A 23,694-nucleotide genomic window follows, 5' to 3' on the forward strand; every position below is an offset into this window, starting at 1 on the left:
CATGTCATTTTTATAGCATGTCATTGGGGATTATTAGGGTAATATCCTGGAATTCTTACCTGCTGCCATTGCAGTAGTGTAAACGTCATTGATAATACCATATACTCCGTCAGGGTATCAAATGCACATATATCTTCCCCTCTATTAATCCCTGAAAACCTTTTTTTCCTTGCCACATTCGACTCACATATTGACGCTTCGTCCAATTCGCAAAACAGTCTTTCATCGGTAAAATAAGAATCCTCCAGATTATTTTCCTTATCCGGCAATGCGACGGGTATAAATTTGTTGGAAGTTTTAAATACAGGGCAGGTGCAGTACTCAATTTTGGTTACACATTCAAAAGGTAGCTTAAATGTTTTATAAAGCATGTCGGCCGATGTACTTTTGTTATCTTCATATCCCCTATCATTCAAGCAATTTGCGGCATACGCTATATTTTCACTTACATAACCATTCAGGTAAATTTTACCATATCTTTTGCTCCCCAAGTTCAACAGCTTGCACTCAGTTAGATATACATTCCTTGAATGGCTGTAGATGTCTATAACAGAATGGTCAAAGCAGACCTTTGATTCAATGTCTATATGTACTTTTGATTGGGAAACAACAACGGGAATTCTTGCAAGCACAGGACCACAACGACCGGTGGGATAAATGGGCTCACTTTCAATTTCTGTAATGGTTCTCGTTTCAACCTTAACCTCTTTATTTCCACGCTCAGCACTCATAACCAATGCCCCTATAATCGAAAAACCAACAGCTTAATATCCTTTTTCATAATATGAGCAGATAGCTAATCTTGTACCAGTCCATCAAATATCCCCTCATATTTTGCATAGGTGCTTTGGGTATTCAATGTTTTAGCATAGATGCTTTGTGTATCCCATCTCAACGAGCTTCAAGTATGCATCCCATACTTCTTTGGGGATATCCTGATGTACTTGAAAGCCTTTTTCGGGATACAACTTTATTCTCTGCAGGTCACCAACCATCACATTAATCACTTCATCCTCCGTAATCTCCCCGCTGCCATAGCCTGCCAAATACTCCTTTATTCCCATTTGCGGAGATGTAACAAGCACCTCAGTCTCCGGCCAGAGCTTTTTAAATGCGGCATAGGTCCTTCTTTCCATATATGGCTTGTTGACCACAATAAGCTTCTCGGCTTTTATTTGCCTTATATCTATTAAATCCTTTACAAACAGAATATTCTCGCCTGTGTTTGAGGATTTATCCTCTATCAGGATGAAGTCCTCCGGCACTCCCATGTTTATCGCTATCCGGGCAAACTTTTCCGCTTCGGTACTGTTCCATATATGCTTTGTAAGCTTGCCATATCCTCCTGAGAAGACAATTAGAGGAGCAAAACCCTCCAAAAAGACTTCTGCTCCTCTCACGGCAACCCTTGTGTCATGGCTTCCCAGTACAACTATGCAATCCGACTTTTCCAATCTATGGTTCATGTGAAGATAGTCCCATAGAATCTGTATCAGCTTTTCCTTTTCCATGTTCTTCTCCATCAACAAACTCATATACTTAATATTCTCTCTACGAAAAGAGCGCCTCAGCAAACTCCTTTGCATCAAATCTCTGCAGGTCATCTATCTGCTCTCCTACACCAATAAGCTTCACAGGAATATTCAGTTCTGATGCTACAGCAATTATTATACCGCCCTTGGCAGTTCCATCAAGCTTTGTGAGTACAATTCCGGTAACGTCGGTTGCCTCACCGAAAGTTTTTGCCTGTGAGATGGCATTCTGCCCCGTAGTGGCATCAAGTACAAGCAAAACCTCTCGCGAAACCCCAGGAAGCTCCCTGTCAATTACTCTGAATACCTTTTTTAACTCTTCCATGAGATTTTTCTTCGTATGGAGTCTTCCCGCTGTATCACAGATCAATACATCAGCCTTTCGAGCCTTTACTGCCTGCACCGCATCATAAACAACAGCCGCCGGGTCCGATCCCTCCGAATGCTTTATTATCTCTACACCGACCCTGTTGGACCATATTTCAAGCTGATCTATAGCTGCAGCCCTAAATGTATCCCCTGCAGCAAGAATAACCTTTTTTCCTTTTGACTTTAAAAGATTTGCAATTTTCCCAATGGATGTGGTTTTCCCAACACCATTTACTCCAACCACCAATATGACGCTCGGAGTCGTATCAAGTTTTAGCTCCGACTCTCCCTGGCTTAGAATTTGGGATAGTTCTTCTTTAAGAAGCTCCTTTACCTTGGCAGGGTCCGTCGTTTTTGTCTCCTTGACCCTGCTTTTAAGATTTTCAATAATCTTCATACTTGTGTCGATTCCTACATCGGAAGTTATAAGTATTTCTTCCAGCTCCTCAAACAACTCCTCGTCAATTTTACCAAAAGACACCAAAACCTTGTCAATTCTCTCGGTGATTGTATTTTTTGTCTTCTTTAGTCCTTCTTTCAGCTTGTCAAAAAAACCCATATCTTACTTATCCTCCATCTGAATTTCTTAATATTTTTAGCTTACTTTTTCCCCCATCTTAAGGGAAACCACTTTTGAAACACCGTGCTCCTGCATTGTTACGCCATACAGGGTATCAGCAGCTTCCATAGTCCCCTTTCTGTGGGTAATAACAGCAAACTGAGTTACATTGGAATACTTCTTTAAATACTGAGCAAACTTGTACACATTTGCATCGTCCAGCGCCGCTTCAATCTCATCCAGTACGCAGAAAGGCGTTGGATTCAGCCTTAGGATGGCAAAAAGCAAGGCAATTGCAGTAAATGCCCTTTCTCCTCCCGATAAGAGCATAAGGTTCTGAAGCTTCTTTCCGGGAGGTTGCACCTCTATCTCAATACCGCTTTCAAGTACATTCTCCTTGTCTAAAAGAATTAGCTCCGCCCTTCCGCCATCAAACAACTCCTTAAATACCATATTAAAATTATCATTTATCAGTTTGAACTGCTCCATAAACTGTCTCTTCATTATGGAAACCATTTCATTTATTACTTTGTGAAGCTTTTCCTCTGCTTGCTCCATATCGTTTTTCTGTACCGACATGAATTCAAAACGCTCTTTAGTTTTTATATACTCTTCAATAGCAGCCACATTAACAGGGCCGAGCTCTTTTATCTCATTTCTTAATTCGCTAATTTTCTTCTGTGCCTGTGTTATGCTTCCAATATCCTTTTTGAGCTCCAATGCATTGGTATAGGTCAGCTCATACTCGTCCCACATCCTGTTTTGAATAGACTCCATTTCGGACTCCAGCCTAGCCTTCTTAACCTCAATTCTGCCGTATTCCTCCTGAAGCAAGAGTATATTCTTGTTTATTTCGGTTATCTGGTCTATAATACCCGCCGACTCTTCCTCCCGAACCTTTTTCTCTTCCGTAATCCTGTCTATTTCAAAAGTCTTCCCGGATTTCTCCTCTTCATACTTCTTAATCAGCTTACCCAATCCCTCATTTTTTTCTTCAAGGGATTTTATTTCCTGTTCATTTCTGGCCTTCTCGGCTTTCTTTTTTTCTATTCCCTTTACAAGAGCGTTTTTCTCATTTACGAGCCTTTCCAATGTTTCCTTTACACCTTCTATGCTCTCCGTAATTGAGTTTACCGAAATTTTGTAGTCGGTAATGTCGGTGTGCAGTGCATCTCTTATCGACTGCTCCTCTTTGTTCTTCTCCTGATACCGGGATACTATATCTTTTTTCTGAGCAATATCGTTCTCTATTTTGATCAGCTCATCTTCGTATTTTGAGAGCTCTTGATAAGTATCGGTTTCCTGCCTTATGAGCTGCTCTTTCTCTTGCTTGAGCATATCAATTCTTGCAAGACTTCTCTTGATATTTTCCTCAACCTGTGACAAATGGCTCTCATCTCTAATTTTTATCAGTTCATTGTCCTTAAGACTACTTTCTTCTAGAGATATTTTCTCTATAACATCCGTCAGCTCTCTACTTAGGTTCTCAACGCTTTTTTCAATCGTCTCATCGTCTGCTTTAAATTTTGCTATGCTTTCTTCCAGCTCTGAGACCTCCCGGTTTCGACTTAAGATCCCGGACTCTCTTTTCTCTTTGCTTCCTCCGGACATAGAACCGGTGGTACTTAATATATCACCGTCTAGGGATACTATTCTAAAGCTGTACCCAAACCTTCTTGCCATCTTTATTCCGGCATCCAGACTCTCTACCACCACCACTTTACCGAGAAAGCTCAAAATTATTCCCCTGTACTGTTCGTCACATTCAATAAGGTCGGATGCAACACCAATAAAGCCTTCATGGCCTTTTAACTGATTTACAATACTATTGTCAAGATATTTCCCTTTTACAGCAGATATAGGCAAAAAGGTTGCCCTTCCCAAATTGTTTCTCTTTAAATATTCTATTGCCCTTTTTGCGTCTTCCTCGCTGGTAGTAACAATATTCTGTAAAGCTCCCCCCAGTGACATCTCAATCGCTGTCTCATACCTTTTATCAACAGTGAACAATTGCGCCAGCGCACCGTGAATACCCTTACCAAACTCTTTTGACTGCTGGCATGCCTGCAAAATAACCTTTACACTCCGGTTATAGCCTTCAAGGTTTCTCTCCATATCCTTTAAAAGCTTTTGTCGGGAGGTCATTATCTGTATTTGGGACCTGACATGATTCTGCTTCCTCTTTTCCTCTTCCAGCTTTATGCCAAGATCCTTTCTCTTTTCATTCAATTCATCAAGGCACTCTTTTATATTTTTAATCAGTTCATTTGCCTTGTAGATACTCTCCGACAGTTCTTCCTTCTTCATGCTCTCCCTGTCTTTATCAAGAGTTAACTGATATACCTCTCCGTCAATACTCCCTTGCCTTTTTTTGATACCCTCAATGTGGTTTTTTATATTGTTGATCTGTGTCTTCTTGTCCGACTGTATATCGAGCATTTCCATTATCTCAGTCTTCAAGTTCTCAATATATCTCTCGTTGTCATTCAATGTGGCAATAATGGCCTGAAGCTTTTTATCATACTCTTCGAGCTTTGTGGAATACTCATTGTATCTTTCGTTTAGATAAAGGATTTTGTCATTCTTTGCAACCTCTTCTTCCGATATAGCCTTGATTTTCTCCTCAACCTCAGCTACTTCTCCGTCAAGACGTGCAATATTTGAGAACAGATTGCTGATTTTCTCCTCATTTAGCCTTATTTCCGAATTTGATTTTTCAAGGCTTCCATCAATAGCATAAAACTCCTGTTTTGCAGTCTCAAGTTTGCCTTCCATATCCTTTAAAATACTTAAATTTTTCTGATTGAGATTTGTAATATCCTCCAGCTTTTTGTTCTCACTGTCTATATTGTCCTTTATTGAAACATAGTTGTCTTCGAACTCCTTTATCTTCTCCTTGAATTTGGTAATATTTTCTATATATACATTTACCTCTAGCTCCTTCAAGGTATCCCTTAAGTTCAGATATTTTTTTGCCACCTCGGATTGCTCTCTTAATGGCTCCAGCTGGTTCTCAAGCTCTGTAATAATGTCATTTATTCTAAGAAGATTCTGCTTTGTCATTTCCAGCTTTCTCTCCGCCTCGAGCTTTCTGACCTTGTACTTCATAATCCCGGATGCCTCTTCAAAAATATTCCTTCTCTCTTCGGATTTTGTGCTGAGTATTTCATCAACTCTACCTTGTCCGATTATGGAATAACCGTCCTTACCAACCCCGGTATCAAGGAACAGCTCATAAATATCCTTGAGACGGCATTGGGTCTTGTTTATCATATACTCACTTTCTCCAGAGCGGTACACGCGCCTGGTTACGGTAACCTCACTAAAATCAATAGGAAGCATGGCATCAGAGTTGTCAAAGGTAAGGGAAACCTCAGCAAAGCCTAAAGGCTTTCTGTGTTCGGTACCCGCAAATATAACATCCTCCATCTTCCCGCCTCTTAAGGTTTTGGCACTCTGTTCTCCAAGTACCCACCTTATTGCATCGGAAATGTTGCTTTTACCGCTTCCGTTTGGTCCCACCACCGCAGTAATGCCGGAATTAAAATCAAGTTGAATCCTGTCTGCAAAGGATTTAAAGCCTTGAATTTCAAGTCTTTTTAGATGCAAATAAAACACCTCGGTAATTTTAGAATAAAAACCTCAAATTTTTATACATTAATTATTCTAACATAATTTTTTATATAATCAACACAGCAATATTATCTCAGATTAATATTTCCGGCAAGCCAAAACCATTATTTTACGAAATATTATTTTTATAGCTTCGGGCATATTTTCCGGCCACAAGTAAAGCCTCTACCATGCTTACGGCGCTGGCTTTTCCTGTCCCGGCAATATCGAAGGCTGTGCCATGATCAACAGACGTCCTTAAAAAAGGAAGTCCTATAGTAACTGCAATTGTCTTCTCAAAATCCAGGGTTTTGGCAGCAATATGCCCCTGATCATGGTACAGGGAGAGTACCGAGTTATACCTACCTATATTTGCAAGATAAAACACCGAGTCAGCACCAATTGGACCCTCGACACTGTATCCTCGCAAAGCTGCTTCCTTTACGGCCGGCACCACAGAATAAGTCTCTTCGTTGCCGAAAAGTCCATGTTCTCCGCTGTGGGGATTAAGCCCAGCCACTGCCATTGTTCCCTCATTGATACCCAGGAGCCTTAATGCTGTGGTACATCTTTCAATATAGTCCAGTACTCTTTCCTTTGTAACAAGATCGCATGCCTGCCTTAAAGACACATGACGGCTTAGGAAAAATATTCTTAAGTTTTGCACCTCAAACATAGTCAAAGGATCCTTGGTATCGGTAAGTCCTGCCAGAATTTCCGTATGTCCGATATAATCTACTCCTGCCATTTTCAAGGATTCTTTGTTTATGGGTGTCGTTGCCACAGCATCTATTCTTCCATCCATAGCAAGCTTAACAGTTCGTTTTATATAATCGAAGGCAGCTCTACCACATTGCTCCTGGACCTGTCCCATTTTGATACCGGACATATCAATATCTCCAGTGTCAATTAGATTAATCGTACTGCAATCCGACACCATACCACCAAGATTTTCATCTATAACATTTATTCGACTGTCAAGCTCGCAAATCTCCAATGCCTGCCGAACTGCGTCCCTAGCTCCTATAACAACAGGCGTAAGGGAACGGTAAATGTTTTTATCCTTTAGTGCCTTTACCACTATCTCCGGCCCTATACCCGCAATATCTCCAAGAGGTATTCCTACTGTCGGCTTATCCACATGTTTTTCCTCCTGTCCTTTTCCCAATAAGATTTTTTATATATTTATGCCTCAAAACCTATAATTAGATTTTATCTCAAAAAACCAAATTAAAAAAGCTGTCCTATATTAGAACAGCCTCAAAACAATAATTATGTAATAAAATTATCTAGGTTCGACCAAGAACTTAATCGCAGTCCTTTCCTCCCCATCGATACTAATAGATGAAAAAGCTGGAACTGTAATGATGTCTATACCATTTGGTGCCACAAACCCTCTTGTGATTGCTATTGCTTTAATAGCTTGATTTACCGCTGCTGCCCCCACTGCTTGAATTTCTGCTGTCGATTTACCTCTAAGAATTGCTGCCAATGCTCCAGCGACCATCTTCGGCTGCGATTGAGCTGATACCTTTAATACTTCCATACACTTTTCCTCCTCGATAAAATATAACTTATATAAATTAAATAAAATAAAACAAACTTGGTTCTCTCTTTAAATATATGATAACCAACGTTAGATAAATTCTAGCTTAATACTATTTTATAACAATCCAAAGTAACAAACAATATTATAAAATTAATATTTTATATCATAAAGTTCATGTCCACCATTACATTCTATGACAATTATTTTATCATACTTGTACTTTTTTCTCAAATATTCTACATTTTTTCTCCCCTGACCTATGACATTCGATATCTCTTTTTTGCCGGTGCAAATTACCAGACTGCTTTTATTCGACAGATTTTTTTCTATAATTGCTCTTTCAATAGTATCAAGAGCCATTCTTGATTCCACCAATTGCCTGAATGCAGGATGAAAGGGCCCAGCTATCACGTCCCCACCCTCGTTTATGCTTTCGGTGGGCTGAAGGCCTATTCTTATCACATTTATATTGTTCTTTTCATAAACATAAAGCAGCTCGGCACAAAGTTCAACTGCTTCATCAAGCTCTAAAGGAGTGTACTGGCCTTCAGTATACATTTTTTCAAGATAGGTATCCCGAACTACCAGTGTGGGATAAATCCTTAAAATATCAGGACTTATATTAACAACTTTTTTTGCAGTTTGAAGAGCCTTCTCTCTGCTGTCCCCCGGAAGTCCTATCATCGTCTGTATTCCAAGAATAAAGCCCATTTCCTTAATAAGAGCTGAGGCATTGTAAACATCTTCAACACTATGCCCCCTGCAACTTTTTTGAAGAACTTCATTATCAAGGCTTTGTACTCCCAGTTCTATTGTACTAACAGAATATTCCTTTAAATAACCAAGAATATCTTTAGTTATATAGTCCGGCCGGGTAGAAAGTCGTATACCTTTAACCCTGCCTTTTTTTATATATCTATTGGCCGTCTCCAGATATCTATATTGTTCTTCTCTATCTATACCTGTAAAGCTTCCTCCATAAAAGCCTATCTCGATGTATGCATCTTCGCAGGCAGACCGGATATGGGACTCAATAATCGATATCATCTTGTCTTCGGTCATATCATCTTTTTGACCGCTTATATTTTTCTGATTGCAAAATATGCAGTCAAAGGGACATCCTTTATGGGGAACAAAAATAGGTATAACAATATGCTTAGAAGCCATTATTTTCCCTCTTAAATCATTTTTTATTAATTTTAAATCCGAATCTTTTATGCATTAATATTCTTTAAAGAAGACTTTGCAGCCATTTGCTCTGCTTCCTTCTTTGTTCGGCCTTCTCCTACTCCTACTACCTTTTCATCTACCTTTACCTGTGCAACAAACACTTTACTATGGTCAGGCCCTTTTTCTTCAATTATCTCATATGCGATCTTATGGTCATTGGTTTTCTGAATAATTTCCTGAAGCTGGGTCTTATAATCCATAAAAATTGTCCCTTGAATAGATTCATTTATTGATTTGCCCAGTTGTTTTAGTATAAAGGCTCTTGCACTCTCCAAGCCACCGTCTATGTATATAGCTCCTATTAGAGCCTCAACGGCATCGGAAAGTATGGAGACCCTTGTCCTTCCACCGGTGTTTTCCTCACCCTTTCCAAGAAGGAGGTATTTCCCAATGCTTATGTTTTGTGCACACTCTGCCAAAGTACGTTCACATACCACATTGGCTCTGAACTTTGTCATTTCTCCTTCTGCCAAGTATGAACAGTTTGTAAAAATGTACTCACTGACAACCATGTTTAAAACCGTATCACCCAAAAATTCAAGCCTTTCATTGCTTGATATCTTTTCATCCTTGCATTCGTTGGCATAGGAACTGTGAGTCAAGGCCAATACAAGCTTCATCTTGTCCTCAAAGCAATAATCAATTACTCCTTCCAGTTCATTTATCTTGCCCATAAAACTGTCTAAATTAAACATCGTTCCTCCCATCCTTCAAAGGCAATAATATACATTTCTCGATGAAAAAATATATTATAATACTTTACAACTTTAGGGGAACGGAATAAACCGTTCCCCCAAATAGGTCTTTGTAATCAAATTGAATTTATTAACAGTATTTCTTTAGCGCGATAGTTGCATTGTGACCGCCGAATCCCAGAGAGTTTGACAATGCATAGGTTATTTCGGCACTTCTTCCTTGGTTTGGTACGTAGTCAAGGTCACATTCCGGATCTGGTGTCCTGTAATTGATTGTTGGAGGCAAGAAACTATCCCTCAATGCAAGGATGGTAATAATAGCCTCAACTGCACCAGCCGCACCAAGAAGATGCCCTGTCATTGACTTGGTAGAACTAACAGCGAGCTTCTTTGCATGGTCTCCAAATACAGTCTTTATAGACACAGTTTCAAACTTGTCATTGTATTCGGTAGATGTACCGTGTGCATTAATATAACCTATATCTTCAGGATTTAATCCGGCATCATTTATAGCCAATCTCATGCATCTTGCTCCACCTTCGCCCTCAGGAGCCGGAGCTGTAATATGATATGCATCATTTGTAGATCCATATCCTACAATCTCAGCAAGGATATTTGCTCCTCTCTTTATTGCATGATCCAGCTCTTCTATTACGAGGATACCAGCGCCTTCTCCCATAACAAATCCATTCCTTTCGGCATCAAACGGCCTGCAGGCAAGAGCCGGGTCCTCTGTTGTGGACATAGCTTTCATTGAACAGAAACCGGCAAAGGATAAAGGCGTTATGGAAGCCTCCGCTCCTCCGGTAATCATGATATCAGCATCTCCCCGCTGAATAACTTTGAAGGCATCGCCAATGGCATTTGTTGATGTTGCACACGCAGTTACAACACACTCGTTAAAGCCTTTTGCTCCAAACTGTATGGCAATCTGCCCAGCTGCCATATTTGAAATCATCATAGGAATAAAGAACGGGCTTACTCTGCCAGGACCCTTCTCCATAAAGACCCTTAACTGTTCTTCAAATGTGCTTATCCCGCCTATTCCCGAACCTACAACTACTCCGAACCTATCTTTGTCTATCTTTTCAAGGTCAAGACCTGACATTTCTACAGCCATTTTAGAAGCAGCCATTGCATACTGGCAATAAGTGTCCATCCTTTTTGCTTCTTTTCTATCAATAAACTTGGTAGCGTCAAAATCCTTTATTTCAGCTGCAACCTTTGTAGTCATATTTGATACATCGAACTTGGTTACTGAGGATATTCCACATTTACCTTCTTTTATCGCGTTCCAGAACTCATTAATATCCGTTCCCAATGCAGATATAACTCCCAGACCTGTAACAACTACTCTTTTCTTCATTGTTAAACCTCCTGTATTAATACTTGCATTCATATATACAAAGTTAACTATTTATATGATAATTAACAGTTATTTTTTCTCAATTCTCAATAACTATCGGTTTATCATAAAAAAGTCCCTTTTGCAGGGACTTTTTTATGAATTATTCTTAATGTACTCAACAACATCGCCTACTGTTGAAATCTTTTCAGCCTCGCTATCAGGGATTTCGAGGTCAAACTCCTCTTCAAGAGCCATTATCAATTCAACAATATCAAGTGAGTCCGCACCTAGATCGTCTATAAAAGATGATTCCATTGCTATCTCATCTTCTTCAACACCTAACTGCTCTGCAATAATCTTCTTTACCTTTTCGAACACTATCATTCACCTCCTTCCACAGGGGGTTTTGGTTGATTCTTAATGTAAACTCTATTGATTTTGACCAAATAGTGCTACAATAAGATATTATTACATTACCAGTCCGCCGTCAATATTTATTACCTGACCTGTTATATAATTTGAATCATCAGATGCAAGAAAACCAATAACATTTGCCACTTCTTCAGGCGTCCCAAACCTTTTTAGCGGTATGTTATTCAAATAATTTTCCTTCACTTTGTCAGGTAAAACATCGGTCATGGAGGTTATGATTATACCCGGCGCCACAGCATTACAGCAAATCCCCTTTGAAGCAAATTCCTTTGCAGTTGACTTTGTAAGACCTATCAAACCTGCTTTAGATGCGGAATAATTAGCCTGGCCCGCGTTACCCATAACACCTGCAACAGAGGTAATATTTATAATTTTACCACTTTTTTGCTTTAACATGATTTTTGAAACAGCTTTTGTACAAAGAAAGGCACCTTTTAAATTAATATCTAAAACATCGTCCCAATCCTTTTCAGACATTTTCAGCATAAGCATATCTCTGGTTATACCCGCGTTATTTACAAGTATATCAACTCTTCCGAAAGTATCCACTGCTGTTTTAACCATATTCTCAACATCTTCAGGGTTACTTACATCCCCTTTTGTAATAACAACATTTATTCCGGCAGCTTTAAATTCCTCCGCAGTCGCATCAACGCTGTCTGAAGCGGGTGTACCGTTAAGAACAATATTTGCCCCCATATTACCCAGTTTTAATGCAATAGCTTTCCCAATACCTCTGCCTGCACCGGTTATAATTGCAGTTTTCCCCTTCAATTGCATACTATTCACCTCTCATTGCCGTTATAAGCACCTTTATTCTATCAAGCTCCAAGTTCCTGCAGTGTTTTATTAAGAGATTCAATATCCTCAACATTGAGAGTTTTCATTTCCTTGTTGATCTTCTTAACAAAACCGCTTAATACTTCGCCTGGACCTATCTCGACAAAAGTATCCACACCATCTTCAATCATATTTTTAATAGAATCTTCAAACAATACGGAGCTGCTTACCTGCCTTACCAGAAGTTCCTTAACCTTGGAACTATCTAAAATATATTCTGCAGTTACATTTGTTACTACAGGTACCTGCATGTCATTGAGGCTCACTTTTTCAAGCTCCACTTCAAGCTTATCTCCTGCCGGTTTTAGCATGCTGCAGTGGAATGGGGCACTTACCGCAAGAAGCATTGCTCTTTTTGCTCCCATCTCTTTTGCAATCTCCACAGCCTTTTCTACAGCCTTTATCTCTCCCGCAACAGTTATTTGACCAGGGCAGTTAAAGTTTGCAGGCTCTACAATTCCTTCCGACGATGCCTTTTTGCAGCATTCCTTCACTGCTTGGCTGTCAAGTCCCAGTATAGCTGCCATAGTACCCACTCCAACAGGCACTGCTTCTTGCATGAATTTACCTCTTTTTCTCACCAACGATACAGCATCCTTAAAAGTCATTGTACCTGCCGCAACATGGGCTGAATATTCTCCAAGACTTAATCCTGCCACAACATCGGGCTTTATGCCCTTCTCTAAAAGAGGCTGAAGCAAAGCCACGCTTGTTGTCAAAATAGTGGGCTGAGTGTTCTCGGTTATCTTGAGGGTTTCGTCATCACCTTCAAAAACCATCTTCTTCACATCAAAGCCTAAAGCTTCCGAGGCCTCATCAAATATAGCATCAGCAGATTTATACTCATCAGCTATTTGTTTGCCCATTCCTACATATTGTGCTCCCTGTCCGGAAAACAAAAATGCTAGTTTTCCCATATCTCTCCCTCCAGTATTAAAAACAAAGTATTTACTGCTTAATTGTACTATGAGTTATTTATTCCATTTAATTATGGCTGAACCCCAAGTAAGGCCGCCACCAAAACCAACTAAAATAATACTATCTCCCTTTGAAAAAATCTTTTCTCTATATGCCTCATCCAATCCCACAGGTATGGATGCAGACGAAATATTACCGTACTTATAAAGATTTGAAAACACCTTATCATTTGGTATATTGAGTCTCTTTGCTGCACCTTCTAAAATTCTAATATTTGCCTGGTGAGGTACAATCATCTTTATATCATCCATAGTTAGGCCTGAATCTTCCAGTACTTTTTTTGCCGCATGCTCCATTATCTTTACTGCAAATTTGAAAACCTCGCCGCCATCCATCCACAGCGTCCTTTTATTTTCTCCTGTTCTCACTTCAATATCCTGGGGACCAATAAAGCAACAGGGTATGGTGATATTTTTACCCAACTCACCTGCAGCTCCTGTATAGGTTGTAATTATTCCATAGTCCTCCTCCACCGGTCCGAACAGTACCGCTCCTGCTCCATCGCCAAAGAGCACACAAGTATTTCTGTCTTTCCAATCGGTTACTTTCGAAAGTCCCTCACAGCCAATAATTAATACATATTTGTAAAATCCCGATTTAATAAACTGATTGGCTACAGACATCCCATAAATGAATCCTGAGCATGCTGCGTTAAGATCAAAGGCAGCTGCCTTGGTTGCTCCAATCTCGCTTTGAATAAGACAGGACATGGATGGAGAAAGATAATCGGGCGTCTCTGTAGTCACAATTATCAAATCCAGATCTTCTGCTTTCAGCCCTGCATCGGCCAGAGCCTTTTTTGCAGCCTCCACTCCCAGCTTATGCGTCGGTATATCCTCATCCAATATTCTTCTTTCTGATATTCCGGTTCTCTTAGTAATCCATTCATCCGATGTATCTACCATTTTTTCCAGGTCACTATTTGTAATCACCTTTTCCGGAAGGCAACTTCCCAATCCTAAAATTCCACAATTATAAGTCCTGTTCAATATCCTCAACCTCCATATTAACAAACTCTTGCCTTATTTTATCCAATACCTTCGTCTCTGCGAACTTGCTTGCCTTAATAATTACATTTTTGATAGTTTTTGCATTTGAGCTTCCATGACTTTTCAACACAAGACCATCGACACCTAATATTGGAGCGCCCCCGTTTTCATCAGCATCCATAATCATTTTTATTACTTTCATGTCTTTCTTTATCATTAGGGCCGCCAACTTTGTTTTTAAGTTCTTATACAAAATTTCCTTTATCAGTTTGAAAAAATACGAACCGGCACCTTCATAGAATTTAAGCAATACATTTCCTGTAAACCCATCGCAAACAACGACATCAACTTTGCCTAAAGGCACATCATTTCCCTCAACATTTCCCACAAAATTAATATTTGATTCTGAAAGAAGCGAATACGCATGTTTCAGCGTCTCATTTCCCTTTCCTACCTCAGCTCCAATGTTTAGCAAACCAATCTTCGGATTGTCAATACCTTGCATCTCTTTCATATAAATCGAACCCATAACGCCAAACTGTTGATAATTAACAGGCTTGCAAACGGTATTCAGTCCCGCATCAATAATGAGACCTTTCCCGGACTTAGTAGGTACTATTGCTGCAATTGCAGGCCTATCGACCCCTTTTATTCTCCCGAGTATAAACAGTGCACCTGCCATAAGTGCTCCGCTGTTGCCGCAAGATAGAAATATATCTCCTTTTTTCTCCTTCAAAAGCTTGAAGCCTACTACCATGGAAGAATCCTTCTTAGATCTGATTGCCTTTGTAGGTGTATCTTCTACGGTGATAACCTCAGTGGCATGATGAATCTTCACTCGAGACTCATCATAGCTTCTCTTGTTTAATATTTCCCGGATTCTCTCCTCGTCACCTATAAGCAATACTTCAAAGCCTTGAGCCTCAGAAATAGCATCCAAACATCCATTTACAATAGCATCGGGCGCATTATCTCCACCCATTGCATCAACCAATATAATCAAAAATATTCACTCCTACAACCAATAGTCATATAAATTCTCTTCACTAAGTTACTACAGATTTCAAATTTTTTCAAGGGATACCAAAATAAATTTACCCCTAAAAACTTCAACATTTTTCTCTGAAATCTTTACCCATACTATAAATTTATTGTCCTTTGCCTTTTTAACCTCAGCCTTGGCTACAAGTTTACTCCCGGCATATACAGGAATCTTATACTTTATATTTGCCACTCCGACTAAGGCCACATGGGCATCTATCACTGCGATGGCAAGGGATTCTGCCAGTGAATATATATAATGTCCCTGTATAATCCTTGTTTTCTCAAAAACCATCTTAGAGTTGGTTTCAAGTATGGAAATACCCCCCTGCCCCAATGTGATATCAACCAGTTCTCCAACAATATCCTTAACTTGCAGTGACTTAACCTTGCTGTAGTTTTTTTGTGCTACATTTTTTATCCTTTCTCTTAGCTCTGGAATACCCAACTCCAGTCTATCAAGCCTTATTGTAGGCACACTCACACCAAACATTTCGGACAACTCTTCATCTGTAAGAAAGGGGTCATGCTCAAGCTTTTCGAGGAGTATAGCCTGCCTCTCCTTCTTCATACATGACGACCTGCTCATGTGTTCACCTCTTTTTTCGCCAGGTTAATTAAAAAGTTTCATATCCCGGAGCAATGTGGTTTTTTCTTGCTGTACTAATTACCATTTAGTACATATCTCTTATTATATATTATATAAACTTTTATCATAATTATTACCTGGTACTAATCGTTGATGTTAAAAGTATATAATATATTTTTAACATATGCAATAATTTCCTCAATTTTTCTCAAAAAAAAATCAAAACAAAGCAAAAAAGGCTATCGGAAAATAGCCTTAACTAATGGGAACTCAAGAAGCGAGAATAACTAAAAAGTTTTTATCAGTATAACATATATCATTTTATCTAAAATTAATCTAAAATAACTTCAACTGATTACCAATTTAATTATTCACTTGTCCATATTCTGGTATTGAATTTTGCATTCTCCCCAATAAACATACTCTTGTATTGAGTCTCCTCTGCTACATGCGATCTGAGCCATGCCACAGTTGCATCAACTCCATATATTCTTCCGGCTTCATGACCTTTTCCTATATGCTTCTACATTACATGTTCGTAGTATATACTTGATTTCAGTTGGGAATTTGAATAAAAAAAGAGCCCGAGAAAAAACTCTGACTCTTTACTTATTATGTTACTTATCTTGGTTAATAACATGGGCATTTTTAATAATATAATCATAGGCAGAATATATGGTGGTAACCACAGCAATCAGCATTAAGAATTTGTCTATTGGGATTCCGTGCAGAGCCTCTACCAAATAACCCCTTACAAGTGCCGCTAGAATGGCAATAATCTGCGTAACCGTCTTGATTTTACCCCACTTGCTAGCTGCAATAACAATTCCTTCACTTGCGGCTACAAGCCTCAGTCCCGTAATTATAAACTCCCTGCCGATTATTATTATGGCAACCCATGATGATAGGTCATTTCTTTCCACAAGCGCAATAAGTGCAGCTGTAACTAAAAGCTTGTCGGCTATAGGATCTAAAAACTTTCCGAAATTCGTTACCTGCTTTCGTTTTCTAGCTATATACCCGTCCAACCCGTCGGTGCTTGCTGCTACAAAAAACAACATAGCTGCAATATAATTTCCGTAGTTCTTAATGAAATAGTTTATATCTTCAAGCTGTGAATGCGCAAAGGATAAAAAACTGCTGTCTACAATCCAGTCGGGAATCGGTATTATCAATAGCATAAAAACAGGAACCAAAATAATCCTTGATATAGTCAGTTTATTTGGAAGATTCATCTATAACCTCTCCTATTAAATCATAATCATCAATATTTAATATCTTAACACTCACAAATTCTCCAAATTTAAGAGGCTCGATACTGGTAAAGTAAATTGAACCATCTATATCCGGAGCTTCCGCATAAGTACGTCCATAATAGAAAATGCCGTCTTCAGCTACCCCTTCCACAAGGGTTTTATATACTTGATCCAGTCTACTTTCATTTTTTCTTTGAACAATTTCCTTCTGAAGCTGCATTATATCACTTCTTCTTGACTCCTTAACGCTCTTTTTAATCTGCGGTTTTAGATCGTAGGCAGGTGTTCCCTCTTCTCTAGAGTAAGTAAAGACGCCAAGTCTGTCAAACTCGTACTTTCTGACAAAATCATAAAGTATTTTAAAATCCTTATCATCTTCACCGGGAAAACCGACTATCAGTGATGTTCTTAAAACAAGACCGGGAATTGATGCTTTTAATCTATCCAAAATATTCCTAACACCTTCGCCGGTACTTCTTCTTCCCATTAGCTTCAGTATCTTGTCGCTTGCATGCTGAATGGGTATGTCCAAATACTTCACAATTTTTTTGTTATTTGCAATTTCTTTTATCAGCTCGTCATCAATCTCTTCCGGATAGCTGTATAAAAGTCTTATCCAGTCTATTTCCTGTATACTGCTGATTTTTCTCAGCAATTCCACAAGCTTTTTTTGACCGTAAAGATCTTTACCGTAAACGGTAACATCCTGGGCTACCAGAATTACTTCCTTGACCCCTTTCTCAGCAAGAGACTTAGCTTCTAAAACTATGTCCTCCATGCTTCTGCTTCTGTGTGGTCCGCGGATAGAAGGAATAGCACAGTAAGTACAACAATTGTCACATCCCTCAGATATTTTCAAATAAGCATATCCGCTATTTGTGGACAGCAAACGCTCATTATTCAAATATTCCACATTCAAAGTGTCTTTATGGAACATAGCTTTTTCTTTATTATCCCTACTAAAAACCTTATCGATAACCTTTGCTATTTCGCTATATCCAGAAACACCTATAACAGCGTCCACTTCCGGTATTTCTTTTATTATCTCATCCTTGTATCTTTGAGCAAGACAGCCGACAACTATCAACAGCTCACAATTTTTATTCTTGTAACTTGCCATCTCAAGAATAGTATTTATAGACTCTTCTTTTGCAGACTCAATAAAGCCACATGTATTTACAATTATAATATTGGCTTTCTCCCTGTCGGATGTGATTTCAAAATCATTTTTCTTAAGTAATCCCAGCATTATTTCACTATCAACAAGGTTTTTTGGACAGCCCAGCGAAATAATACCTACCTTTTTTTTCAAATCATACACCTCATTGCAGTTTTATATTTCAATATCATTATTTACCGTTATGTACAAATTGTCAATTGTTTTTTATAACAAATCGGTATTCGCACCCTAATAGAAAAGGAGGACGTCTATTATCTCGTTACAAGTTCCTCCGGCAACAAACTTTCTGCCTTTTTTATCAGGTTCTCGATTTCCTCCTTAAGCTTAGCAATTTCACTGTCTAAGTTTTCGGGCTCAACTCCCAGCTCCTTGAGTTCTGCCAGTATTTCTTCCTTTTGCCTGTTAAGCTGCTCCAGCCTTGCCTCAGCCCGGATTCTTAAGTTTTTTGCTTTATCCAAATTCTCCTTAATCTGATTGAGTTTTTTGTCATAGTCAGACATCAGTGCACCTCCTCATAATGTCTTATTATATTTTCAAGCTTTTCATCACCAATGCTGCTTTTGCACAGGGGGCATACTCCATTTTTTCTAAGAATGTCGATATATCTATCAAGATTATCCTGTATTTCTCTTTTATTTTTCTCCAAAAAGTCCCACCCGTCCTTTAGACTTCCGGAAGCTATATTGTATTCTTTTCTGGCCTCTTCTAACTTCTTTAAAACTTCCAGCTTTCTATCCACAGAATCTGCAATTTTTTGCACATAAGTTGCATTTTCAAAAGAAGATATGTCATTTTTGGCTACCGCTATCTCTTGGTCAAAAACTACCAATTTATCCCGTATCTGTTCCATTTTAGAACGCAGTAAAACGCTGTCAGATATCTTTTTTACCACAGAATCAACGCCGATAATATTTGATGTTCCATCAAGGATATCCCCAGCTTGACCAAGCTGCTTATTAATATTGCCCAACTCCGAATGTACCTTATTCAGTTGGGCATATCTCGACGACAACCCAAATATTTCATTGATAAGCACTATTGCCTCATTTACAGTGCTCGTTTTCTCCAGCACCTTTTCCATATCTGCTATACTAGTTAAAATATCAGAATATCTATTTTTTATGCTAAGGGTCTGATTCAGTCTCAACAAGCCAAGTTCCGTACTTTTTAAATACACGCCACATTCTTCCAATTTATCAAGTCTTGACAGAATTTCACTCTCAGCCAAATATTCCGTATCAATGCTTTGAAGGGAATGTTTTTTATTTTCGAGTACATCAACTTTTGCCATCAGAGCTTCCATTTTTGCAATTATCTTTTCGGAATCTTCAAGTCTGTTGCCCAATTCCATTATATTTTTATATTCTTCAAGTTTTTTATCAATGCCGTCAATTTCATTCCGAACCCTGTCACAGGTCTGATTTTCCCTTCTTATATCCGTAGCACAGTCTCTTATTGACTGGTCAATTATATGAAGCCCTGTGAGCCTTCCTATGGCCTTTGCCCTGATAGCACCGGACTCGGATAAAAGAAAAGGTCCTTCAAGCTGTTCTCCGATGTTGAGGCTGGCACGAATATCCATGTCTAACACAACCTTTGGAATTCCATGGGCCTTTACAATCTCCAAAGGTACTTCATTGCCAAACCCCTCAAATATACTTACATTTCCTTCAGGGTCTTTTAGGGTATACCTGTTTTTACTTGGTGTTCTCTCCCTTGTAATGACATAACCATTACTTAACTCTAGAGAAACCTTTGAAAAATTTGCTCCCTGCCTTATAAAATCGGTGCCTCTGGGTTCATTATACAAAACCCATTTAATAGCACGGATAATTGCAGACTTTCCCTGATCCGATGGTCCTACAATAACATTGAGCCCATCGGAAAATGAAAGCTCCGTATCTTTATGTGACTGGAAATTTTCAATCTTTATCTTGTTTATCCTGATCATTCTTCATCCTGTCCTTTTGAAAAACTCTCCCGTGCAATTCCAATCCTTCTTAATGCTTCTTCCTTAACCTCCCGGCTCAACTCGTCATTTGACGCAATTTCTTCAACAATTTGAGAAATATCTATTTTTTTGTACTTTCCCGATGCCTCAATACCCTGATAAAACTGATGCAGTTTTAAATTTCTGTCCTTTGCGGCCTCAAGCTTTTCCCGGTCAAGCACTTCATCTCCCGGGCGGGCTGTTTTTAACTCTATTTCTTCTATATGTATTCCGTCGCTATCAAGCTTTAGGTAAACCACCTCAGGTCTTCTGCCAATCTCCGTCAGACTACTCGAAACCCTTACAATGCTTCCCGGATTTATATAGTACTTTGAGTCAATTTCTCTAACACCGAAGCCACTATGATAGTGACCGGCAAAAGTTATATCCGCTTGTGTTTCTTTTATATCATCCAATAGTGTGTATTGAATGCCTTCATAGAAGGGCTTCAAAAGAAGCATCCCGTGTACTATGTTTATGGCATAATCCACATCCTCGCGCTTTTTTACAATGTAATAGTTCCTGAAATTCTCACCGTCTATATCATAATTGTAAGACTTTCCAGTGAGCTGAACTCGTATTCCGTCCTTTTCCAAAATCACTTCATCATCATAATCTATAAGATTTATGATCCCAGTACCTTCAAGAAGGCCGAGCATTGTCCTTCCGACAGTCTCAGGATTATGACCGTAAATATCATGATTGCCTGCAACAGTATAGATAGGTTTGTCAAAGCTCTTAATAATAACAGCAAATTCCCTGACTATAGAAGGAGAGATGTCAGGTCTGTCAAACCAATCCCCTCCATGCAGTATATAATCAACCCTAAGCTGCTTGGAGATATCACCCACTTCATAGAATTTATTTTTTAAAGTCTCATAAAAGTTATCTTTTCTATTCTTTGGTGTTGTTCCTCTAATGTGTGAATCTGTAAAAAAAAGAAACTTCATTGGGATTCTCTCTTTCCAGTGCCTTCTAACACAATTAATACTAATTTGCTATAATGCTAAAACGCACTTTATATACTCTCCTTTTGCTTCCTTTTCTCATATTTTTCATTGTACTCCTGCCACCATTCCTGATTTAGTACGGTGCAAAGCTCCTTACCCAGATGAGAAATGTCTCCCTCGAGCACTATATCAAATTTTCCATCCTCATAATCCAGTACAGTCACCGAAGTGTTGTCATGCCATTGGATATTTATCATTTCTGTAAGATCGCAACCTTTAAAATAACACATCATAGACCTTATGGCTGTTCCATGGGTAACCACACATATATTCTTTCCCTTGTTATTGCTGAGGATATATTCTACCTCATCAATCAATCTTTTCTGGAATTCGACCATGGTTTCTCCGCCAGGCATTTTATGTTCATGAGGCCTGTTCTCCCAACTGTCATATTCTTCGGGCCACAAATGGGGAAGCTCTGCCCAACCCTTGTTTTCCCATTCTCCCCCGTTTATTTCCTTGAGCTTGTCGGTCCTTATTATAGGGAGGTTTTTTACATCAGCAATATATTGGGCAGTTTGAAGTGTCCTTTTTAGGCTACTGGAATAAATAACATCAATATCAACATCTTTAAGCCTTTCGGCAACTCTTTGGGCCTGAAGATGTCCCTTCTCGGTAATACATGAATCGGTCCAACCGTGAAACACCCTGTTAAAGTTGCCTTCGGCCTCAGCATGACGAACGAATATAACTCTGGTTTTTATTGCCATCACCTTCTTGCAGTAGTTATTTTGCAATTTACACAGAATCAGATTAATTGCAATATATATTATTATATCATTTTATCAATTAAGTTGTAACTTCCCTATTATTTCATAAACACTGCTGTGGTTATACATTTTGAGATAGTTTTTTATTCCTTCCACAACATCAACACATGCGGTCGGATTAATAAAATTAGCTGTTCCCACCATTACTGCGCTTGCGCCTGCCAGCATGAACTCAACCGCATCCTCACCGCTTGATATTCCGCCCATTCCGATAACAGGTATTTTTACAACACTGGCTACTTCGTAGACCATCCTCACTGCAATTGGTTTTACGGCCGGACCGGAAAGCCCTCCTACATTGTTGGCCAGTATCGGCCTCTTCCTGTGTATATCAATGGCCATCCCTAAAATTGTGTTTATAAGAGATATCGCATCAGCTCCGGCATCTTCTGCTGCGACAGCTATTTCCTTAACATCGGTAACATTTGGAGTAAGCTTTACTATGAGCGGCTTCTTGCAGTATTTTTTTACTTTGCCGGTAATCTCGCTTATACCTGCCGTGGAATTCCCGAAGGCAACACAGCCCTTCTTTACATTGGGGCAGGAAACGTTCAGTTCAATGGCATCAATGTCAGCATCCGACAGTTGTTCTGCCATGCTACAGTAATCTTCTATAGTATTACCGGCAATATTGGCGATTATTTTGGTACTAAACTTTCTTAGAAAGGGAATCTCATTTTCTATAAAAGCTTTAACCCCCGGATTTTGAAGCCCCACACTATTTAGAATACCAGCCGGGGTCTCTGCAATCCTTGGAGGTTTGTTTCCTTGCCTTTTTTCTAATGTAAGTCCCTTTACCGATATTCCTCCAATCCTATTAAGGTCCATATAATCGGCAAACTCCCTGCCAAATCCGAAAGTTCCGGAAGCTCCTATAACAGGATTTTCAAGCTTCAATCCTGCAATATCAACACTTAAATCAATATTTTTTTCAGTCATCTAAAACCACCTCATCACTCCAGAAAACAGGCCCATCTTTACAAACATGGCTGTATTCCCAATTATCCGGCTTTCCGGTTTTGCACGCGCACACAAGACACGCCCCAATTCCACATCCCATCCTCTGCTCCAAGGACACTTGGCATTTGATACCGGCCTTTTGGGCCATATCTTTTACCTTTCTAATCATCGGCATGGGGCCGCAGGTATAAATAATGTCAAATCCCCTGTCGGCAATATCCTCGGCAAGAAGGTCCGTAATTATTCCTTTATAGCCCATGCTCCCGTCATCTGTAGATATAGAAAGTCTGTCCGAGGCAGATTCAAACTCCTCAGTCATTACTACATAATCACTGCTTCTAAATCCTAAAAAGGCAGACTTGTCTGCTTCTTTCATCTCTTTTAGCAGGTAAAGCAGGGGGAATATGCCTATTCCTCCCCCTACCACTGCAATACGTTTATACTCTTCGGATATATGGAACGGACTTCCCAAAGGACCAATCAAATCCACCTCACTTCCAACCCTTTTCTGGGACAGATATTCGGTACCGATTCCTTTTATCTGAAATACAATATCAAATGTTCCTCGGTCTTTATCAACGTCGCATATGCTTATCGGCCTTCTTAAAAGTGCGTTTATTCCCTCGCTGCACTTTACATTTGCAAACTGTCCGGGCCGGGCATTTGCTGATATATACTCAGATTTAACGGTCATCCTATAAATCGATTTTGCTATCTTTTCAATACTCTCAATTCTTTCGTTTAATACCCTGGACATGGCATCCT

The 23,694-nt window shown here is 39.3% G+C and carries 23 protein-coding genes; all 23 read right to left on the minus strand.

The genetic code is table 11. The features are described from left to right. Positions 1–20: 20 nt before the first annotated feature. Positions 21–731: a DUF7852 domain-containing protein gene (locus EFD62_RS05400; RefSeq protein WP_069193557.1), complete on the minus strand. Its 711-nt coding sequence runs from the start codon at positions 729–731 to the stop codon at positions 21–23. Between the two features lie 132 nt (positions 732–863). Further along, entirely contained in the window at positions 864–1,523 is a 660-nt protein-coding gene (locus tag EFD62_RS05405) for a YdcF family protein (protein ID WP_235832570.1), read from the minus strand. A 28-nt stretch (positions 1,524–1,551) separates the two neighbouring features. Continuing rightward, a complete protein-coding gene (ftsY, locus tag EFD62_RS05410; RefSeq protein ID WP_069193555.1) occupies positions 1,552–2,460 on the minus strand; it encodes a signal recognition particle-docking protein FtsY in 909 nt (302 codons plus the stop codon). Positions 2,461–2,496: 36 nt separating this feature from the next. Next, complete coding sequence (gene smc / locus EFD62_RS05415; RefSeq protein WP_069193554.1) at positions 2,497–6,069, minus strand: chromosome segregation protein SMC; 3,573 nt, start codon at positions 6,067–6,069, stop codon at positions 2,497–2,499. Positions 6,070–6,202: 133 nt separating this feature from the next. Beyond that, positions 6,203–7,213, minus strand: coding sequence for a 4-hydroxythreonine-4-phosphate dehydrogenase PdxA (gene pdxA, locus EFD62_RS05420; protein WP_069193553.1), 1,011 nt, complete (start codon positions 7,211–7,213; stop codon positions 6,203–6,205). 144 nt (positions 7,214–7,357) lie between these two features. Continuing rightward, positions 7,358–7,618, minus strand: a complete 261-nt coding sequence (locus EFD62_RS05425) for a stage V sporulation protein S (protein WP_069193552.1) — start codon at positions 7,616–7,618, stop codon at positions 7,358–7,360. Positions 7,619–7,771: 153 nt separating this feature from the next. Then, on the minus strand, positions 7,772–8,788 hold the full coding sequence (locus EFD62_RS05430) for an elongator complex protein 3 (RefSeq protein ID WP_069193551.1): 1,017 nt from the start codon (positions 8,786–8,788) through the stop codon (positions 7,772–7,774). 47 nt (positions 8,789–8,835) lie between these two features. Then, the gene (rnc, locus tag EFD62_RS05435) at positions 8,836–9,546 is read right to left on the minus strand and encodes a ribonuclease III (RefSeq protein ID WP_069193550.1); all 711 of its coding nucleotides are present in this window, start codon (positions 9,544–9,546) and stop codon (positions 8,836–8,838) included. 130 nt (positions 9,547–9,676) lie between these two features. Next, a complete protein-coding gene (fabF, locus tag EFD62_RS05440) occupies positions 9,677–10,912 on the minus strand; it encodes a beta-ketoacyl-ACP synthase II (RefSeq protein WP_069193549.1) in 1,236 nt (411 codons plus the stop codon). A 135-nt stretch (positions 10,913–11,047) separates the two neighbouring features. Beyond that, the gene (gene acpP, locus EFD62_RS05445) at positions 11,048–11,275 is read right to left on the minus strand and encodes an acyl carrier protein (protein ID WP_069196242.1); all 228 of its coding nucleotides are present in this window, start codon (positions 11,273–11,275) and stop codon (positions 11,048–11,050) included. An 87-nt stretch (positions 11,276–11,362) separates the two neighbouring features. Continuing rightward, a complete protein-coding gene (fabG, locus tag EFD62_RS05450) occupies positions 11,363–12,106 on the minus strand; it encodes a 3-oxoacyl-[acyl-carrier-protein] reductase (protein WP_069193548.1) in 744 nt (247 codons plus the stop codon). 41 nt (positions 12,107–12,147) lie between these two features. Beyond that, on the minus strand, positions 12,148–13,083 hold the full coding sequence (gene fabD, locus EFD62_RS05455; protein ID WP_128705835.1) for an ACP S-malonyltransferase: 936 nt from the start codon (positions 13,081–13,083) through the stop codon (positions 12,148–12,150). A gap of 54 nt (positions 13,084–13,137) precedes the next feature. Then, a complete protein-coding gene (locus EFD62_RS05460) occupies positions 13,138–14,133 on the minus strand; it encodes a beta-ketoacyl-ACP synthase III (protein ID WP_069193546.1) in 996 nt (331 codons plus the stop codon). Then, positions 14,117–15,136, minus strand: coding sequence for a phosphate acyltransferase PlsX (plsX, locus tag EFD62_RS05465; RefSeq protein ID WP_128705836.1), 1,020 nt, complete (start codon positions 15,134–15,136; stop codon positions 14,117–14,119). Before plsX ends, EFD62_RS05460 begins: the two co-directional genes overlap by 17 nt. A gap of 60 nt (positions 15,137–15,196) precedes the next feature. Continuing rightward, a complete protein-coding gene (gene fapR / locus EFD62_RS05470) occupies positions 15,197–15,763 on the minus strand; it encodes a transcription factor FapR (protein ID WP_069193544.1) in 567 nt (188 codons plus the stop codon). Positions 15,764–16,380: 617 nt separating this feature from the next. Beyond that, positions 16,381–16,998, minus strand: a complete 618-nt coding sequence (gene pgsA, locus EFD62_RS05475; protein WP_069193543.1) for a CDP-diacylglycerol--glycerol-3-phosphate 3-phosphatidyltransferase — start codon at positions 16,996–16,998, stop codon at positions 16,381–16,383. Further along, positions 16,982–18,331, minus strand: a complete 1,350-nt coding sequence (gene rimO / locus EFD62_RS05480; protein WP_128705837.1) for a 30S ribosomal protein S12 methylthiotransferase RimO — start codon at positions 18,329–18,331, stop codon at positions 16,982–16,984. Before rimO ends, pgsA begins: the two co-directional genes overlap by 17 nt. A 119-nt stretch (positions 18,332–18,450) precedes the next feature. After that, entirely contained in the window at positions 18,451–18,699 is a 249-nt protein-coding gene (locus tag EFD62_RS05485) for a hypothetical protein (RefSeq protein WP_069193541.1), read from the minus strand. Beyond that, positions 18,699–20,150 carry an AAA family ATPase gene (locus EFD62_RS05490; RefSeq protein ID WP_069193540.1) on the minus strand — a complete coding sequence of 484 codons (1,452 nt, stop codon included), beginning with the start codon at positions 20,148–20,150 and terminating at the stop codon, positions 18,699–18,701. The genes EFD62_RS05485 and EFD62_RS05490 overlap by 1 nt, the downstream gene beginning before the upstream one ends. Then, on the minus strand, positions 20,147–21,139 hold the full coding sequence (locus EFD62_RS05495) for a metallophosphoesterase family protein (protein ID WP_069193539.1): 993 nt from the start codon (positions 21,137–21,139) through the stop codon (positions 20,147–20,149). The genes EFD62_RS05490 and EFD62_RS05495 overlap by 4 nt, the downstream gene beginning before the upstream one ends. A 68-nt stretch (positions 21,140–21,207) precedes the next feature. Further along, positions 21,208–21,909, minus strand: coding sequence for a histidine phosphatase family protein (locus tag EFD62_RS05500; RefSeq protein ID WP_069193538.1), 702 nt, complete (start codon positions 21,907–21,909; stop codon positions 21,208–21,210). 75 nt (positions 21,910–21,984) lie between these two features. Continuing rightward, positions 21,985–22,908: a dihydroorotate dehydrogenase gene (locus EFD62_RS05505; protein ID WP_069193537.1), complete on the minus strand. Its 924-nt coding sequence runs from the start codon at positions 22,906–22,908 to the stop codon at positions 21,985–21,987. Continuing rightward, on the minus strand, positions 22,901–23,686 hold the full coding sequence (locus EFD62_RS05510; RefSeq protein WP_128705838.1) for a dihydroorotate dehydrogenase electron transfer subunit: 786 nt from the start codon (positions 23,684–23,686) through the stop codon (positions 22,901–22,903). The genes EFD62_RS05505 and EFD62_RS05510 overlap by 8 nt, the downstream gene beginning before the upstream one ends. Positions 23,687–23,694 lie beyond the last annotated feature (8 nt).

Source organism: Acetivibrio mesophilus (assembly GCF_004102745.1).
GTDB lineage: Bacteria > Bacillota > Clostridia > Acetivibrionales > Acetivibrionaceae > Hungateiclostridium > Hungateiclostridium mesophilum.